This window comes from Aequorivita xiaoshiensis (assembly GCF_022008395.1).
GTDB lineage: Bacteria > Bacteroidota > Bacteroidia > Flavobacteriales > Flavobacteriaceae > Aequorivita > Aequorivita xiaoshiensis.
Genome location: NZ_JAIRBB010000003.1, coordinates 86,859 through 104,764 on the forward strand (window position 1 = coordinate 86,859; position 17,906 = coordinate 104,764).

Genomic DNA, 17,906 nt, shown 5'->3' on the forward strand with positions numbered 1-17,906 from the left:
TGGCATGATCTAAAAGCTGCAAAGTTTTAGGTCATGCCGTTCCCTATTTTGCGTCCTGATCTTTCTAAGATTGGGACTTTTTTTTATGTTTTTGGGTAGTAGTTATTCTCTTTTATGAGATGATTAGGAGCAGATAAGAGTGTTCGAGACAATTGGTGCTTTTTGCAACAATGAGATTTCATAGTAATAATTCTTCTGAATATTCTGGTTTTGGTTCTTTAGCTAAAAATAAATCTAATTCAGTTTGAGTGTTAAACCCTTGTATTTTGTTTCTATATTTGGATGCGATTATTGGATTTTCGATTTCCAACTTTCTATTTTTACTAATTTTTAAATATTCTTCTTCTTTATCTATTCCTAAAAAACGTCTATTTGCTAAATTAGCTGCAATTCCTGTAGTGCTACTTCCTGTAAAAGGATCTAAAATCCAAGCATTCTGTTTTGTTGAGGCTAAAATCAAACGAGTTAAAACAGATAAAGGTTTTTGAGTTGGATGTTTTGTACAGCTTTTTTCCCAAGGTGCTATTGCAGGTAGTTTCCAAACATCTTTCATTTGTTTGTTTCCATTCAGTTGTTTCATTAAGTTATAATTGAAATAATGTGGAGTCTTCTCATTTTTTCTAGCCCAAATTATTTGCTCTGTTGAATGGGTGAAATACCTACAAGAGAAATTAGGTGGTGGATTTGATTTTTGCCAAGTAACTATATTTAAGATTTTAAAGTTTAATTCTGTTAGAATTTGTCCAACACTAAAAATATTATGCATAGTTCCACTTATCCAAATTGTAGCATCTTCTTTCATGTTTTCTCTAACTAATGAAAGCCATTGTCTATTGAATTCGTTTATATGTTCTGTGCCAAGTGATTTATCCCATTTTCCTTTGTTAACTGAAACAATTTTTCCACTTTGAATTGACAAACCATCATTAGATAAAAAATAAGGTGGATCTGCAAAAACCATATCAAACTTATGATTGATTTTTGGAAGTAATTCCATAGAATCTCCTCTTAAGAGGCAGAATTTTTTATCAGTCGATTTGTAGTATGGACTTATCATTAATAACTGTCTACAACACCATTATAATAACCTAAAGAATATGCAGCGTGTGGACTTCTATGCCTTCTATCTCCTCTTTGACTTTCTTCTAAATTGTTTAATACATTTGCTAAATTAATATTTTCAGCTTTTTGAAGTCCGTGTTCGTAGCCAATTTCATACGCACAAGATGCACATTTGTGTCTTCCAACACCTTCTTGTCCGATTGGTAAATCTCTAACTATAGTATCTGAATTATCGTGATTCTTATTGCAAGCCATAATATTTTTTTAAAAGTTCTAGATTTCTTCTTTTTTTATCTTTTCAATAAAAGTAGGTAAAGTTTTTAAATTGTATACGTGAGGAATGTTAGTATAAGCTTGTTGCAATTTATTTTTTGCAGAAAGCCAACCTTGTCCATCAGTTATCCAAACAAACTCAAATTTATCGTATTGGTTAATTTTGGGTGCAAGATCTGTGTATGATCTTGCGACTTCATTAAGTTTTGAACCTCCACCATTATAATAATTAGTTTCAATCAAATAAGTATTGGCTTTTGTTTTAATAACAAAATCAAATCTTTTAACATCTTTACCAAAATGTATAAGCTCTGGAAATGTAGTATGTTTAACTTCTGCTTCAAACGGAATATTATTGTTGTTGAATATTTTCGAGAGAGCTTTTTCCATATTTTTACCACCTCTGTTTTTACGTGCATTAGTGTCAAGTCCGACTTCAATTCCAAAAACGTAATCTACTAGATTTTTCACTTGCTTATTTTTGAAAACATCAGCAAGTCCAGTTCTTACTAAATATTCATAAACTAATTCGGAAGACTGAAAATAACTATAAAGTTCTTTTGTATTACCGTCATCATCCAAAACTTGACGATTATTTCTTACTGCAATAATTATATCGAGAACAGAAAAACAATTTTTGTTTTCTTGAAAGAGTTTACCAACTGCTTCTTTTAAATTTTCTTGACCAATTAAGTAATTTAGTTGATTTAATTTTATAGAAATTGCTTCAACATTTCTTGTGATTTTCTCAAAATCAACAAAAAAATCAAGTGTTGAATTTGTTGTGCTTAATTGTGATAAAAATTCTTCAAACGATTTAGACATATTCGGTATTGTTATTTATTATTTGTAATTAGTAATTCTGTTAATTCTCCTCGTTTGGTTGGATTTGCGTTAATACTTCTTCGTGCATTTACTCTGTGAATATTAAAATCCGAATACAAATCATCAAAGAAATTGTCATTTGGATTTTTTCCTTTAACATCAGAATTGCTTAAAATCCATCGATGATTTAAATTGTCTAATTGTGTGCAGAAATCTTTTAATCGTATTTGCTCAGCATCGTTAAACTCTTCTTTAGCATAAGAATTAAAACTTGAAGTTTCGCTTAATGGTTTGTATGGTGGATCAAAATAGAAAAAAGTGTGTTCTGTTGCGAAATATAATGTTTCTGAATAATCTCCATTTAAAATTTGTACTCTTTGAAGAACTTTTGAGACTGCTCTTAAATTTTCTTTATTACAAATCAAAGGATTTTTATAACTACCAATTGGAACGTTAAATTCATTTTTACGATTTACTCGAAAAAGTCCGTTAAAACAGGTTCTATTTAAGAAAATAAATAAAGCACTTTGTGTTGTTTGATTTGAAGTTCTTGAATTGAAAAGTGTTCTTTTTTCGTAATAATATTCTTTTTTCTTAGTGTCATTTTGAGATAAAAAATAATATTCAGTTTGCCAATCTGAAAGGATATTTATTAAACCTTCAACATCTTCTTTTATAGAGGTATAGCAATTTGTTAAATCTGAATTTATGTCATTTATAACTGCATTTTCCATATTTGGAAATTGTTCTAGCATCCAGAATAGAACGGCTCCACTTCCAACAAAAGGCTCAATGTAAGTAAAATTGTTCTCAATTATTTTTTCAGGTAATTGATTTTCAATTTGCTCAATAAGTTGTGTTTTTCCACCAGCCCATTTTAGGAATGGTTTTGCAATTTTTTCATTCATTTTTAATTTTTCTTTTGGTGTAAAAATACATTTTAAAATTTACTTCAAATATTAGGATTAAAAAGGAAGGTCGGGAAAACACAATACCTTAAGCGTAAATCTGGCTAATTAATATAAATATCTTCCAGCTTCCTTCGTGAGTATCTGTATAATTAAAAAAAGTAAGATATGGTAACAGGCAACACGATACCTTAATTAAATCTTCACAACAACAAAACTTCCATAGTCTTTCATTCCAATTAAAAGGAACTCGACAAAAATAACGGCATTTAAGTTAGGTTGCTTTAATTGTATTTAACCCTTTCCACCTACTTTTTCCAACTAATCTTTATTTTTAGCCATTCGGTATTTACTTAAACCTAAATTCATTAAGGAATTGTTAATTAAATAAATGTAACCTAGTTAATTATGTTAAATGATTAATAATGAATTAACAGGAGGTTTAGTATGGTAAAAATAATGAAAAATGAAGGGTTCGTTTTAGACGGAAAAACATCGCAAAATCGGATGCTGTTGACTGCCAGTGAGTTACCGAAAACACCTGTTTTTACTGGACCTGAGAGCAATTTGTTAAGTGTATTTTATTTTTTTTAAAAAGATTTTAAAAGAATTGGTTTTTATCATAATTTATTCCTAAGTTTGAAAGGAATTAACATTAATTAACCTAGAATTATGAAAGTAAATTACGTATTCACTGATATTCTTGCATCCCCTGCTCTTTCTTCAAAGCAGAAAATTTTAGCTATTAATAATTCTATAAAACCTTAATATAATTGCGCATTAATTCAATTTTTGTGCTGATAAATTAAGGGAGTTCAAATAGTCAATTGCTAAGATTGTATCACAGAATAATAAATCTGAAAAACGTACAACGGCAGAAGATGAAATTTCCAAAATGTTCAAATCAAAAAGTATCGAATGCTATTTAGTTATAAAGTGTAATAACTATGTTAGTTGAGTTTTGATTGCTTTAGTGTGTTACAGCGATAAAAAATGGTAAGCCTGGCTTACTTCTGATAATAACTTAATTTTTAACCCCAAATCTTTTAATTATGATGAAAAAAATACCAAAGTATTTATGCGGAACATGGCTTATGTCTACCATGTTGTTTTTCGGCGCAGTTCCGAATAGCGAGGCGCAAACAGATTTGAGTAGCTCTAAAGCTAATTCAAGTTGGACTAATTTTAATGAACGAACTAATGGTGTAGGAGAAGTTATCGTTAATGGAGTAGATCCAAATACGTTTACTTTCCAAAACACGTCAACAGCCTCTTACCCACGTACTCAAGCGACGGTTGTCTATGATAACGGACCTCTTGTAAACGTAGCTGGAAATCCAGATTTGAGTGTGCTAGAATCTATTACACTAGGAATGAACACCCTAGGTGGAAACGCGTCAAACGTAGCTGGGTTTGGTTTTGCAGATGATTTTGAATTACTTGCTGAAACTGAAATCACCGAAATTACTGGATATGCATATCAAACAGGTGCTACCTCCACTACCATTGATGCAATGTATGTAGCAATTTGGGATGGAGACCCAAGTGATGCATCTTCTTCTATAGTTTGGGGAGACCAAACCACTAATGTGTTCACTTCGGTAGAAGATATTGATACATATAGAGTTGCAGAGGATGATCAAGGAGGTAGACAAAGAATGATCCAAAAAGTAAATGCTACAATTACGGGACTTACTTTAAGTGCAGGAACATATTGGTTAGAATATTCTTTTGATGGTACCGGAGGGTCTGGACCTTGGCAGCCGCCGGTGGTTGTTTTAGGTTCTGATTCAACAGGAGACGCTTTACAAAAAGGTTCAACAGGATGGGGTCCTTGGTTAGACTCTGGTACTAATACACCACAAGGAGTGCCTTTCCAAATTCACGGTGAAGAAGCTGGTGGTGGCGGTGGCTGCGAATGGACAGTTATCGTTCAGGGTACTGGCTTTGGTGATGAAGTTGAATGGGAATTAAGAGAAGCTGGTGGTGCTATATTGCTGTCTGGAGGCGGCTACGGTCAAGGTTACTACGACGAGCAATCTACAACTGCTGAGGGGCCGCTAGAGTTCTATATTAACTCTATTGGTACATTTGGAGATAATACTCCAGCATACACCATTTTAACTGATGGGAACGAAATTTTAGACGGCGTTCTGCCAGGTGGAGAAGAGGCTACCTTTAGCGATTTAAATTGCGATACCGGAGGTACAATTACTTACTGTATACCTGAAGGAACAAACGATACTCGTTTTATAGACAACTTTAGTACTACAGGAGGTTCTGAGAATGTTTCAAATATGGCATCTGGTTTCTCACCTGCCGGATATGGAGATTTCTATGATACACATACTGTAGCTCAAGAGCTTGGTGGTGAAGTTGAATTTGCTGTTGATGTGGAAGGTGGAACTGCTGGATTTAGAATTTGGGTAGACTGGAATCAGGATGGTGTTTTTGATACTACTACTGAAGTAGTTTACAACTCTACTAGCTATGAAACTAGCCATGCTGGAGCGTTTACTGTTCCTGCTGACGCTTTAGAAGGTGATACTAGAATGAGAATTGTTAGCCACTGGTTAAGTACAACTGGAGATGTTGATCCTTGTGAAACTGGATTTAGTTATGGAGAATTTGAAGATTATAAATTCACTGTAGGAGCTGGAACTGGTGGTGGAGGTTACTGTATCCCTGTATTAGATTGTACAGATAACGATATGATTACTAATGTAACTTTCCAAGAAATAGATAACACAACTACATGTAGCCCTGATGGATATGGCGATTATACTGCTATGTCTGGAACTGTTGCTGCAGGTGAAACCTACCCAATTTCTGTAAGTGTAGGAGATGGATGGGCGAACGAGTCTGTTTCTGTTTGGATTGATTTTGACAATAGCGAAACTTTTGAGGAGTCTGAGTTCTTCTACATAGGAACTGGAACGGATGAAGCTTTAACTGGTGAATTAGTGATACCAGCTGGTCTTGCTGATGGAGACTACAGAATGAGAGTTCGTGTAGCAGCCGTTGGTCAATCAACAGCTACATGGGATATGTCTTGTGATGAGACTCAAGGATATGGAGAGACTGAAGATTATACCCTAACAGTAGATAGTACTGCGGGTGTGAATGACTTTTCAGCAGTTAACTTCTCGTATTTCCCTAACCCAATGCAAAATGAACTTAACATTGCTTCAGACTTAAGTATCGAGTCAATTTCAGTTTACAACTTGTTAGGGCAAGAAGTAATGAGCAACGTTAACGTTACTAACGGTAAGGTTGATGTTTCTGCATTATCAACTGGAACTTTCTTATTCCGTGTGACTTTTGAAGACGGATTAACAGAAAACTTCAAAGTAATAAAGCAGTAATTGATTTTAGTTAAATTCAATTTAAGCTGCCTCCTAATGGGAGGCAGCTTTTTTTATTTGAAATAGATATAAAGCAATCAAAAAATTGCTCAGTCTATGCAGTAAATACGTCTCAATATTATTTTAACGATTTAAATAATTTAATTGAAGATGTTAGCTATTTTTAGAAGATGTATTTAACTAACACACTTTAATTATGAAAAAAATAGTTTTAATCCTTTCAATCTTACTGAGTTCTACAGTTATGTTTTCACAGAAAGTAAAGGTGATGGAAGGAGATTTCAAGAACCTTAAGGGTATTGCAGAGTATAATCTTGAGTTTGATTACACAGGAGTTCAAATTCCTAAATACGATTCAGAGGAAGCGTTTTTAAAAGACAAAATGGAAAAACGTGAAAATAAGGAAGCTGGAGCTGGAGAGGAATTTAAAAAATCTTGGTTTGCAGATAGAGAAGAAAAATATGAGCCAAAATTTATCGAATCTTTTAATAAGCGTTTTGATGGTGAGGTAAGGGTAGCTAAAGATATAGATGCCGAATACACGATGAGAATTCACTCCACAATGATGTGGGCAGGATACAACGTTGGCATAGTTAGAAAAAACGCTAAGCTTGAAGCTACAGTTTCGGTTTATAAAACCAATAACCCTTCAGAAGTGCTATGGTCTGCCAATTATACCAAAGTAGAAGGAAGTGGTGCTATGGGTTACGACTTCGATTCTGGATATAGAATTTCAGAAGCTTATGCCAAACTAGCTAAGGAAGTTGCTTACAACATAAAAAAGAAAGCTAAATAACTTTACTCGCTTAATCGCTCATTTTCCATATCAATAACCTTAGCAACCGTTTTAACCAAGCGGTTGTGGTTTTTTACAAAAGGATTGGTTTCATCCCAAACATATCCTGCAAGTACAGCGCAGATTTGTTCTTTAATAACAGGATTTTCTGGTCGGTGAAAAAATATTTTCTGAAGATTCCCTGTGTACCATTCCTTTACATACGTTCTAAATACATCTACACCTCTCATTATATACCCTGTGTACTCTGTTTCCCAATCTACTTGTTCGCCTTTTAATTCTTTAGTGATTAATTTGGCCGATTTTAATCCAGATTCTGTTGCGAAAGTTACTCCCGACGAGAATACCGGGTCTAAAAATTCGGCACTGTTGCCGGTAAGAGCATAGCCCTTTCCGTAAAGTTGTTTTACGGCCTTCGAGTAATTTTTAATTGTATAGGGTTCGAATAAAAATTCTTCGTCCTTTAGTCTATCATAGTAGTAGTCTGAAATTTTCAGCATTTCCTTCATTTTCTCAGAATTTGTGCCTTTGTAAGATTCTATAAACGAGGTTGGTCCTACAAAACCAATACTAGTAACACCGTTTGAAAAAGGAATCACCCAAAGCCAAACATTATCTCTTACAACGTCAAAGGTTATAATAGTTCCTTCTACGCCTTCAGGTCGTTTATTCTCTTTAACGTGAGTGAATATAGCTGAATTAGCATCAAGAGACGAAGGTTTGTCTAAACCTAACAATCGAGGTAAAACTCTTCCGTAGCCACTACTATCAATTATAAATTTGGCTTTTATTTTATATTGTGTTCCATTTTTATCTTTAACAGTTGTGGTAGAGCTTCCAACCCCTTGAGTTAAATTAATGTCCTCATCGTTTGTATTGAATTTTACATCGACAACTTCATGTCCAAACGAAACATCTACGCCTTTATTAACTATTTCTTTAGCCAATGTGTTGTCAAAATCAGCACGAGGAACTTGCCAGGTGTAATCCCAACCAGGAGTGTGTTTTTTACTAAAATCGAAATTACAAACAATGTTATCCTTCAAAAATCGAGCTCCAGATTTTATTTCAAATCCTTGTGCCATCAAACAATCTAATAGCCCAGTCTCTTCAAAATGATCCATACAACGCGGTAATAGACTTTCACCTATCACAAAACGTGGAAAGATATTTTTTTCAACTACTTTGCAACTTATTCCATTGTTGTTTAAATAAGCAGCAGCCACGCACCCCGAAGGACCAGCTCCAATTATTAACACATCAACATTAATATCATTCATATAATTAAGAAATAGATTGTTAAAAAAATATAAATTTGCAGTGGAAAGTTACCAATTTATTTTCGCAGTACACATTTTTACACACTTAGATTCATTAATAAATGCCAATACTACAAGGAAAACTGGAAATAGCAGATTTTGAAAAAACGATCTTCAAAAATGAAGCTGTCCAACTTCACAAAGATATAATAGAAAGAGTTCAAGGTAGTTTTAATTTTCTGAAGGAATTTTCTGAAAATAAAATTATTTACGGCGTCAATACTGGCTTTGGTCCGATGGCGCAATACAAGATTAAGGACGAGGAACGAATTCAATTGCAATACAATCTTATCCGCAGCCACGCTTCTGGAACTGGAAATCCTATTTCTGCGCACCACGTACGCGCGGCAATGTTGGCTAGATTAAATACTTTAAGCCTAGGTAATAGTGGTGTTCATCCGTCTGTAATTAACTTGATGGGTGAATTACTTAACAAAAATATTATTCCGCTAATATACGAACACGGAGGTGTAGGGGCGAGTGGTGATTTGGTACAATTGGCACACTTGGCATTGGTGCTAATTGGCGAAGGAGAAGTTTTTTATAAAGGCGAACGAAGAAATACAGCAGAAGTTTTCGAACTTGAAAACCTCCAACCTATAAAAGTTGAGTTGCGTGAAGGTCTAGCACTGATGAATGGAACTTCGGTTATGACGGGTATTGGTGTTGTAAATGTGCTTTATACTAGAACTATTATGGATTGGATGATTAAAGCGTCTTCTGCCATCAATGAAATTGTAAAAGCTTACGACGATCATCTTTCTTTCGAGTTAAATCAAACAAAAAAACATAACGGCCAACGTAAAGTTGCCGAGATGATGCGCACACATTTAAAGGATAGTGCGCTTACAAGAAAACGTGAACACCATCTTTATAACGGAACTAAAAAAGAAGATGTTTTTATTGAAAAAGTACAAGAGTATTATTCTTTGCGATGTGTTCCGCAGATATTGGGTCCAGTTTTAGATACGCTTGATTCAGTTGAAAGTATTTTGATTGAAGAAGTAAACTCTGCAAACGACAATCCTATTGTAGATGTTGAAAATAGAAATGTATATCACGGCGGAAATTTCCACGGCGATTATATTTCATTAGAAATGGATAAACTGAAAATTGTTGTGGCTAAAATGACGATGCTTTCGGAACGTCAACTTAACTATTTATTGAATTCCAAACTTAATGATATTCTTCCTCCATTTGTTAATATGGGGAAATTGGGTTTAAACTTCGGAATGCAAGGAGTTCAGTTTACTGCAACTTCAACAACAGCAGAAAGTCAAATGCTTAGCAATCCGATGTATGTCCATAGCATTCCAAATAACAACGACAATCAAGATATTGTAAGTATGGGTACAAATGCTGCGCTTATCACTAAAAAAGTGATAGAAAATGCATTTGAAGTGGTTGCAATAGAGCTAATTACCATTATTCAAGCTATCGAATATTTAGAGGTGCAGGATCAGGTGTCTTCTGAAACCAAAAAAATGTATCAGCAAATTCGTTCGATAGTACCTGTATTTAAAGAGGATGTGGTAATGTATCCTTATGTAAATAAGGTGAAAGAGTACTTGATGGATACTTCCAAATAAAATTATTCAGTCTCCTCAAAATTGTTTATTTTAACTTTAACTAACTTAAAATAATATTATTATGAAATCAATAATTTTAATTCTGAGCTTATTTTTTATTGGTATCAATACAGCAAATACACAGGAACTTGCTTTGGTGCGGGATGGTAAAAAATTCGGATATATAAATAAATCTGGTGAATTTGTAATTCAACCACAGTATGATAAAGCGGGTAGCTTTTCGGGCAAGTATGCTGCAGTAATGGAAGATAAAAAATGGGGCGTTATTAACGCCTCAGGGGAATGGGTGATTCAACCTACTTACGATCGTATAAAGCCTTTTAATTCTGGATACTTTTTAGTTGAAGAAGGTAAAGAATGGAAGTATATAAACACTAAAGGCGAAACTCTCAACACACCTGCCACCGATAAGTATTACGATTTCGATCAGGGCGTGGCGATTATTAGAAGTGGTGATAAAGTAGGTTTGATAGACACCAATGGGAAAGCGATTGTTGAAACAAAATACGATGAAATTAAAAGTTTTCACGATGGCTATGCAAAGTTCAAAGAAGGAGAAAAATGGGGGTTGATAAGTAAAAAAGGAAAGGTGTTTGTAGCTGCCGAGTACGATGAGATAGGAAATTATAGCAAAAACGGAATTTGGGCTAAAAAAGGCGATAGCTTTGGGGTGGTCAACAACGGAACTTTTACACCGATTAATGGCGTTGAAAAAATGTGGGATTTCACAAATGATTCCTCTTTAACTTATGCTCGAAGCGGAGGTAAAATGGGATTTGTAAACGCTAAGGGAGAATGGGTTATACAGCCAACTTACGATAAAGTTCGTGCGTTTAATGCAGGTCTTGCTCCCGTTAATATAGGTAAGGAATGGGGATACATTAATGAAAAAGGTGAAAAAGTAATAGATATAAAATACAGAGACGCCGAAATATTTTCAGACGATGGTTTAGCACCCGTGAAAGAGAAAAAACTTTGGGGCTTTATAGACAAAACAGGAAATCTAGTAATTCCTATGGAATATGATATCTCAATGGGAATGTTTGGCTTTTTACAAAAAGGTGCTGAAAAAGGTTTTCAAAACGGACTTGCTCGTGTAAAGTATAAGAAAAACTGGGGGTTTATAAATAAGAACGGCCAAGTAGTTGGCAAATGGTTTCAAAACGCAGAAAACTTTGTAGATGTTTCTAAATAGAACCTCTGCTAAGAATAATTGAAAATAAAAGTCTAAGTTTTAATATTGTAAAATGTATCACCTATTTTTTCAAGAAATAGTTGGGGATGATTACAAGGAATAAACAATGTTTTTATTACCTAATTATTAATTGTAATCTTTTAGTAAAAGACTTAGATTTAAATAAATTAAAAGGTTCCTTTCTATTGTTTTAAGGAATATGTGGGGCCGATTACATAGCATAATTTAAATGTTTTTACTAGCTAATTATTAGTTGTAATCTTTTAGTAAAAGACTTAGATTGAAATAAATTACAAAAAGTTTCTCCCCTTTTTTTTTAAGGGGAGGTGCCGAAGGCGGAGGGGTCACTCCGTGTTATAAATTTATATGAAAGAGAAAAAAAACAAACCGAAATACGCATTAATAACTGGAGGGTCACGTGGTATAGGTCGTGCCATTTGCATACAATTAGCAAAAGATTTAGACTATGGCCTTTTAATAAACTATAACGGGAACAAAGAAGCAGCTCAACAAACCCTGAACGAAGTTGAAGACCTAGGAGGAAAAGGTGAAATTATGCAGTTCGACGTAACCGATGCCGAAGCGGTAAATAAAGCACTTGATACATGGCATTCAAAAAACAAAGATGCTGTTGTTGAGGTAATTGTAAACAATGCAGGTATTACTAAAGACGGCTTGTTTATGTGGATGAACCAAGACGATTGGAATAGTGTAATTAATACTAGTTTAAATGGTTTTTACAATGTTACTAATGCTCTTATTCAGAAACTGTTGGTTAATAAATATGGGAGAGTAATAAATATGGTTTCAGTTTCTGGACTAAAGGGGACACCGGGCCAAGTAAATTATTCTGCTGCAAAAGGGGCGGTTATTGGTGCAACAAAAGCCCTAGCACAAGAAGTTGCTAAACGCAATATTACTGTAAATGCTGTAGCACCAGGATTTATAAATAGTGATATGACTGCTGAGCTTGACCAGAAAGAACTTAAAAAAATGGTTCCAGCCAATCGTTTTGGTGAAGCAGAAGAAGTAGCACATTTAGTAAGTTTTTTAGCATCCAATAAAGCTTCATATATTACCGGGGAAGTTATTAATATTAATGGAGGTATTTATTCCTAAATTGAACGAAAAGTGAGAAGAGTAGTTATAACCGGTATGGGTATTTATTCCTGTATAGGGAAGAACCTAGAAGAAGTAAAAGAGTCGTTATTCAACGGAAAATCTGGCATTATCTGCGATGGAAAGCGCAAAGATTTTGGTTACCGTTCTTGTTTGACAGGATGGGTAGAAGAGCCAGATTTAAAAAAACAACTTTCTCGTCGCGAACGTGTTAGTTTGGGTGAAGAAGGAGCGTATGCGTACGCTGCTACTTTGGAAGCCCTAAAGAATGCAAAAATAGACGAGCAATTTCTAGAAAAAAATGAAGTAGGAATTCTCTACGGAAATGATAGTACTGCAAAATCAGTAATTGAATCGGTAGATAAAATTCGAGAAAAGAAAGATACTACTCTTGTAGGTTCAGGTGCTATTTTTAAAGCAATGAACTCATCCGTAACTATGAATCTCGCTACTATTTTTAAGTTGAGAGGGATTAATTTTACAATTAGTGCAGCTTGTGCAAGTGGGTCGCATTCTGTTGGGATGGCATATTTTTTAATTAAAAACGGATTACAAGACTGCATAATTTCAGGAGGAGCTCAAGAAATAAACGAATTTGCTATGGGTAGTTTTGATGGCTTAGGAGTTTTTTCTACTCAATTAGATCCAACTAAAGCTAGTCGTCCTTTCGACAAAGACCGCGATGGCTTGGTACCTAGTGGTGGAGCTGCTTCTTTAGTAATAGAAAGTTACGAAAGTGCTGTAAAGCGTGGCGCACCAATTTTAGGTGAAATTATTGGGTACGGATTTTCATCTAATGGAGATCATATTTCTACTCCTAACGTCGATGGCCCTTCGCGAGCAATGAAAATGGCCTTACTGCAGGCAAATATTAAAGCATCAGAAGTAGATTATGTAAATGCACATGCCACATCAACCCCTGTAGGAGACGCCAATGAAGCCCTTGCAATCACCGATGTTTTTGGCGAAAATGGCCCTTGCGTTAGTTCTACAAAATCAATGACTGGGCACGAATGTTGGATGGCGGGAGCTAGCGAAATAATATATTCTATGCTAATGATGGAGCATTCTTTTGTTGCACCGAACATCAATTTAGAAAGCGTAGACGAGGCTGCTTCAAAATTAAACCTTGTTAACAAAACGTTAAACAAAAAAATTGATGTATTTTTGTCGAATTCATTTGGCTTTGGTGGTACCAATTCCGCATTAATTATTAAAAAATGCAAACTTTAGAAATGAACAAAGAAGTTATAGTAGAAAAGATCAACTACTTTTTGGTAGATGAATTTGAGGTGGATAAAGATGATATAGAACCAAATGCAAACCTAAAGGAAACGCTTGAGTTGGATAGCTTAGATTTCGTGGATTTGGTGGTTGCTATTGAAGCTAACTTTGGAGTTAAATTAACTGGTGAAGATTTTCAAAACATTCTAACTCTTCAAGATTTTTACGATTTAATCGAAACAAAAATCGGATAAAACACCCTATCTTAATATGGCGGGCGAGTGGGAAGGTAAAAGCAAAGGCACCGTTTTAGGGTATAAAATATTCATTTTTTTTATAAGAAAACTTGGTGTTGAAGCAGCTTATGGTTTGCTGTATTTTGTTGCGCTTTATTATGTTTTCTTCGCAGGAAAAAGCACTCAATCTATATATTACTATTTTCGAAGAAGGCTTGAGTATTCCAGCTTCAAAAGCTTGGTAAGCATTTATAAAAGTTATTACGTTTTCGGAAAAACTATAATCGATAAAGCCGCAATCTCTTCAGGCTTAAAAAATAAATTCACTCATGAATGTGATGGTGTCGAAAATATAACCGACTTGCTTGACAAGCAACAAGGAGGAATACTTATTAGTGCTCACGTTGGGAATTTTGAAATTGCTGAATTCTTTTTTGAAGAAATTGATACTAGATCTCAAATTAGTCTTGTAACTACAGATGCCGAACATCGAAATATCAAGGAGTATATGGAGAAAGTTACTGTGCGTTCTAAGATTAAATTTATTTTGGTGAAGGATGATATGTCACATATATTTGAAATTAATAACGCATTGAGTAATGGAGAATTAGTTTGCTTCACTGGTGACAGATATATGAAAGATCAAAAGGTGTTGTCCGAACCGTTGTTGGGGAAAGAAGCTAATTTTCCAGCAGGACCATTTCTTTTAGCTAGCAGACTAAAAGTGCCGGTTTTGTTTGTTTATGTTATGAAAGAAACAAACAAGCATTACCATTTATACGCTCGAAAAGCGGAAGTGAAAAGCCGAGATGCACAAGGGCTATTAAAAAAATATACAGAAAGTGTAGAGTGGATGTTGGGTATGTATCCTTTGCAGTGGTTTAATTATTTTGATTTTTGGGAAACAGATGACTAGTTTTTATTTTTCTTGGCAACTTACTAAAAGACTTGCACGACCTTTTATAGTAAGAAAAGTTTTTTTGTACAGTCATTATCCCTTCGTATCCTTCAAAGTATCCAAGGCCTTGTAGGTGTAAATAGACAGCTTATGAAAGAAGTATTAATAGTGTATTACTCCCAAACTGGACAGTTAACTAATATCTTAAATAATATTGCAACAAAGCTTTCTGGTGAAGAAGTAAATATTTCTTATCACGAAATAGTTCCGAAGAAAAAATTTCCCTTCCCTTGGACTCAAGAAGAATTTTATGGTGCTTTTCCTGAAACTTTTCTTCAAATTCCAACACCTTTAGAGGCAGTACCGCCTAATGTGCTTCAAAAGAAATACGACTTAGTAATATTAGGATATACCACTTGGTATTTAACACCGTCAATTCCTATAAATTCATTTTTAAAATCGGAAGAAGCTAAAGTATTGCTTAACGACACTCCTGTAGTTACAGTTTCCGCAAGTAGAAATATGTGGATTATGGCTCAGGAAAAAGTTAAGATGTTATTACAAGCAAATAGGGCTAAACTAGTTGGGAACATAGCTTTGGTAGATAAAAACCTAAATCACATAAGTGTAATAACAATCGTACATTGGTTAATGGGCGGTAAAAAAACAAGAATGTTTGGTATCTTCCCGAAGCCAGGAGTTTCTGATAGTGATATTCAAGCTTCATCACGATTTGGAGGCCCAATTAAAGCAGCTTTGTTAAAAAATGACTATTTAGATTTACAAAATAATCTATTGAGTATAGGATCGGTAAAGGTTGAAGCATCATTAATTGCTACAGACATTAGAGGAAACATGGTTTTTAAAAAATGGGCTAATCTATTAATTAAGAAAGAAGGCGAAGAAAGAAAGAAATGGCTCGTTTATTTTAAATATTATTTGTTATTTGCAATATGGCTTATAGCTCCAATAGTATTTATTGTATTTTTACTTACCTATCTCCCTATGTACCGTAAAATACAAAAAGATATAGCTTATTATTCATCAATTGAATTAAAGAAGGATTAATGAAGAACGTTTACATTACTAGAATTGCAAAGTTTTTACCTAACGACCCCGTTGAAAACGAGGAAATGGAGGAGAAACTTGGTTTTATTAACGGCAAGACCTCAAAAGCACGCCGAATTATTCTTAGAAACAACCAAATTAAAACCCGTTATTACGCCATCGATAAAGATGGAAATGTAACTCATAACAATGCACAGTTAGTAGCAGAAGCCGTCGAGGCTTTATGCGACGATACTTTTAGCAAAAACGATATCGAACTCCTATCCTGCGGTACTTCAAGTCCAGATCAAATTCTGCCTGGCCATGCAGCTATGGTACACGGATTTTTAAAGAATGGAAACCTTGAGGTAAACTCTCCTTCGGGTGCTTGTTGCGCGGGAATGAATGCCTTAAAGTATGGCTATATGGCCGTGAAGTCTGATCAAGTAAAAAATGCAGTTTGTACAGGTTCCGAGAGAACTTCTTCTTGGATGAAATCTGATATTTTTGAAGATGAAGTGGCGCATTTAGAATCAATAGAAGAGCAACCTATTCTAGCTTTCAACAAAGAATTTTTGCGTTGGATGCTTTCTGACGGTGCTGGAGCTGTGCTTTTAGAAAGTGAACCAAATGGAAAAACACCTTTAAAAATTGAATGGATGGAGGGCTATAGCTATGCCTTCGAGCTTGAAACATGTATGTATGCTGGTGGGGATAAGTTAGAAAACGGACATCTAAAGCCGTGGAGTGAATATCCTGCAGACGAATGGGGTAAAAGGTCACTTTTTGCTATGAAGCAAGATGTAAAATTACTTGGTGAAAATATCCTACAAAAGGGTGTGGCAAGCATGAAGTTGGCTATGGAAAAGCACAATATTACAGAAGATGATATCGACTATTACCTACCGCATATTTCTTCATATTATTTTAAAGAAAACTTGTATAAAGAAATTGAAAATCAAGGGCTCCATATGCCTTGGGAAAAATGGTTTTTAAATCTACAAAAGGTAGGGAATGTAGGTGCGGGTTCAATATATCTTATGTTGGAGGAATTAATTAATTCTGGAAAACTTAAAAAAGGAGATAGAATATTTCTTCAGGTTCCTGAAAGTGCGCGTTTTGCCTATTCTTACGCATACCTAACTGTAGTATAAATGATTAATTTCACGGAAGAAATAACGGATAAAAATTTCATTGGAAAATTGATTCCACAGAAAGCGCCGTTTGTAATGGTAGACAAACTACTTCACTTTGAAGAAAATAAAGTGGTAGCTGGCTTTTCCATTTCCGAAGAAAATATTTTCACTCAAAATAAAAAGTTTACGGCGCCAGGTTTAATAGAGCATATGGCTCAATCGGTAGCGCTTTATACGGGTTATCAATATCATTTAAAAGATGAAGAAGCGCCAATAGGTTATATTGGAGCCATAAAAAAAGCTGAGATTTTTAAACTTCCAGAAGTGGGAGCAGAATTGAAAACAACTGTTAAAATTCTCCACGATATTATGGGAGTTACACTTGTTAATGTTGAAACTGAATGCGATGGAAAAGTAATTGCATCCAGTGAGATGAAAACTGTACTAGCTAACTAATGAAAGATACCGGTATTTCGGATATTGATATTTCAAATTTTCTACCACATCGTAAGCCGATGTTAATGGTAGACTCCGTTGTGGAGATAGACGATGATTCTGTGGCAACGAAATTTTATATAGCTGAAGATGGTGTTTTTATAAAAAACGGAACTCTATCGGAAACTGGACTAATAGAAAATGCTGCACAGGCAGCTTCTGGGGTTGTTGGACAAACATTTTTTGAAAAAGACGACCTAAAAGGAACGGGCAACAAGTTAGTTGGTTATATAAGTGCTGTAAAAAAAGTGGAGATACTTCAGTTGCCAAAAGTAGGTGAAACTATTATAACAAAGGCAAAACTCCTTTCACGGTTTGACACAGGCGAAATGACAATGTGTAGTTTAGACACAGAAACCTATATCGATGAAAAATTAATTGTATCTTCTACTATGAATTTTTTAATACACGAGGTCTGA

At 34.6% G+C, this 17,906-nt stretch carries 17 protein-coding genes; 12 read left to right on the top strand and 5 right to left on the bottom strand.

The window, feature by feature from the left end; translation table 11 throughout:
* Positions 1-178 precede the first annotated feature (178 nt).
* Genes K8344_RS05765 through K8344_RS05780 form a run of 4 tightly spaced genes read right to left on the bottom strand, consistent with a single transcriptional unit; the run spans position 179 to position 3,068 of the window.
* Positions 179-1,057, bottom strand: coding sequence for a DNA-methyltransferase (locus K8344_RS05765; RefSeq protein WP_237607800.1), 879 nt, complete (start codon positions 1,055-1,057; stop codon positions 179-181).
* Positions 1,057-1,317, bottom strand: a complete 261-nt coding sequence (locus K8344_RS05770; RefSeq protein WP_237607801.1) for a hypothetical protein — start codon at positions 1,315-1,317, stop codon at positions 1,057-1,059. Before K8344_RS05770 ends, K8344_RS05765 begins: the two co-directional genes overlap by 1 nt.
* A gap of 18 nt (positions 1,318-1,335) precedes the next feature.
* The gene (locus K8344_RS05775; RefSeq protein ID WP_237607802.1) at positions 1,336-2,160 is read right to left on the bottom strand and encodes a type II restriction endonuclease; all 825 of its coding nucleotides are present in this window, start codon (positions 2,158-2,160) and stop codon (positions 1,336-1,338) included.
* 11 nt (positions 2,161-2,171) lie between these two features.
* Positions 2,172-3,068, bottom strand: a complete 897-nt coding sequence (locus tag K8344_RS05780; protein ID WP_237607803.1) for a DNA adenine methylase — start codon at positions 3,066-3,068, stop codon at positions 2,172-2,174.
* A gap of 1,052 nt (positions 3,069-4,120) precedes the next feature.
* Here K8344_RS05780 and K8344_RS05785 point away from each other — a divergent pair.
* Together K8344_RS05785 and K8344_RS05790 are read left to right on the top strand one after the other, a co-directional pair.
* Positions 4,121-6,433, top strand: coding sequence for a GEVED domain-containing protein (locus tag K8344_RS05785; protein ID WP_237607804.1), 2,313 nt, complete (start codon positions 4,121-4,123; stop codon positions 6,431-6,433).
* A gap of 196 nt (positions 6,434-6,629) precedes the next feature.
* Positions 6,630-7,229, top strand: a complete 600-nt coding sequence (locus tag K8344_RS05790) for a hypothetical protein (RefSeq protein ID WP_237607805.1) — start codon at positions 6,630-6,632, stop codon at positions 7,227-7,229.
* 2 nt (positions 7,230-7,231) lie between these two features.
* Here K8344_RS05790 and K8344_RS05795 read toward each other — a convergent pair whose 3' ends face one another.
* Positions 7,232-8,509, bottom strand: coding sequence for an NAD(P)/FAD-dependent oxidoreductase (locus K8344_RS05795; protein WP_237607806.1), 1,278 nt, complete (start codon positions 8,507-8,509; stop codon positions 7,232-7,234).
* A 101-nt stretch (positions 8,510-8,610) separates the two neighbouring features.
* Here K8344_RS05795 and flxA point away from each other — a divergent pair, with 101 nt between their 5' ends.
* From flxA to K8344_RS05845, 10 genes are all read left to right on the top strand, one after another.
* Positions 8,611-10,137, top strand: coding sequence for a flexirubin biosynthesis tyrosine ammonia-lyase FlxA (flxA, locus tag K8344_RS05800; RefSeq protein ID WP_237607807.1), 1,527 nt, complete (start codon positions 8,611-8,613; stop codon positions 10,135-10,137).
* Positions 10,138-10,198: 61 nt separating this feature from the next.
* Positions 10,199-11,332 carry a WG repeat-containing protein gene (locus tag K8344_RS05805; RefSeq protein ID WP_237607808.1) on the top strand — a complete coding sequence of 378 codons (1,134 nt, stop codon included), beginning with the start codon at positions 10,199-10,201 and terminating at the stop codon, positions 11,330-11,332.
* A 366-nt stretch (positions 11,333-11,698) separates the two neighbouring features.
* Positions 11,699-12,451, top strand: a complete 753-nt coding sequence (gene flxB / locus K8344_RS05810) for a flexirubin biosynthesis SDR family reductase FlxB (RefSeq protein WP_237607809.1) — start codon at positions 11,699-11,701, stop codon at positions 12,449-12,451.
* 12 nt (positions 12,452-12,463) lie between these two features.
* Entirely contained in the window at positions 12,464-13,684 is a 1,221-nt protein-coding gene (locus K8344_RS05815) for a beta-ketoacyl-[acyl-carrier-protein] synthase family protein (protein ID WP_338144588.1), read from the top strand.
* 2 nt (positions 13,685-13,686) lie between these two features.
* Entirely contained in the window at positions 13,687-13,929 is a 243-nt protein-coding gene (locus K8344_RS05820; RefSeq protein WP_139855619.1) for an acyl carrier protein, read from the top strand.
* Between the two features lie 16 nt (positions 13,930-13,945).
* Positions 13,946-14,827 carry an LpxL/LpxP family acyltransferase gene (locus tag K8344_RS05825; protein WP_237607810.1) on the top strand — a complete coding sequence of 294 codons (882 nt, stop codon included), beginning with the start codon at positions 13,946-13,948 and terminating at the stop codon, positions 14,825-14,827.
* Positions 14,828-14,959: 132 nt separating this feature from the next.
* Complete coding sequence (locus K8344_RS05830) at positions 14,960-15,877, top strand: dialkylrecorsinol condensing enzyme DarA (protein WP_237607811.1); 918 nt, start codon at positions 14,960-14,962, stop codon at positions 15,875-15,877.
* Positions 15,877-17,010 carry a dialkylresorcinol biosynthesis protein DarB gene (gene darB, locus K8344_RS05835; protein ID WP_237607812.1) on the top strand — a complete coding sequence of 378 codons (1,134 nt, stop codon included), beginning with the start codon at positions 15,877-15,879 and terminating at the stop codon, positions 17,008-17,010. Before K8344_RS05830 ends, darB begins: the two co-directional genes overlap by 1 nt.
* Entirely contained in the window at positions 17,011-17,448 is a 438-nt protein-coding gene (locus K8344_RS05840) for a hotdog family protein (RefSeq protein WP_237607813.1), read from the top strand. It abuts the gene before it with no gap.
* A complete protein-coding gene (locus tag K8344_RS05845; protein WP_237607814.1) occupies positions 17,448-17,906 on the top strand; it encodes a hotdog family protein in 459 nt (152 codons plus the stop codon). Before K8344_RS05840 ends, K8344_RS05845 begins: the two co-directional genes overlap by 1 nt.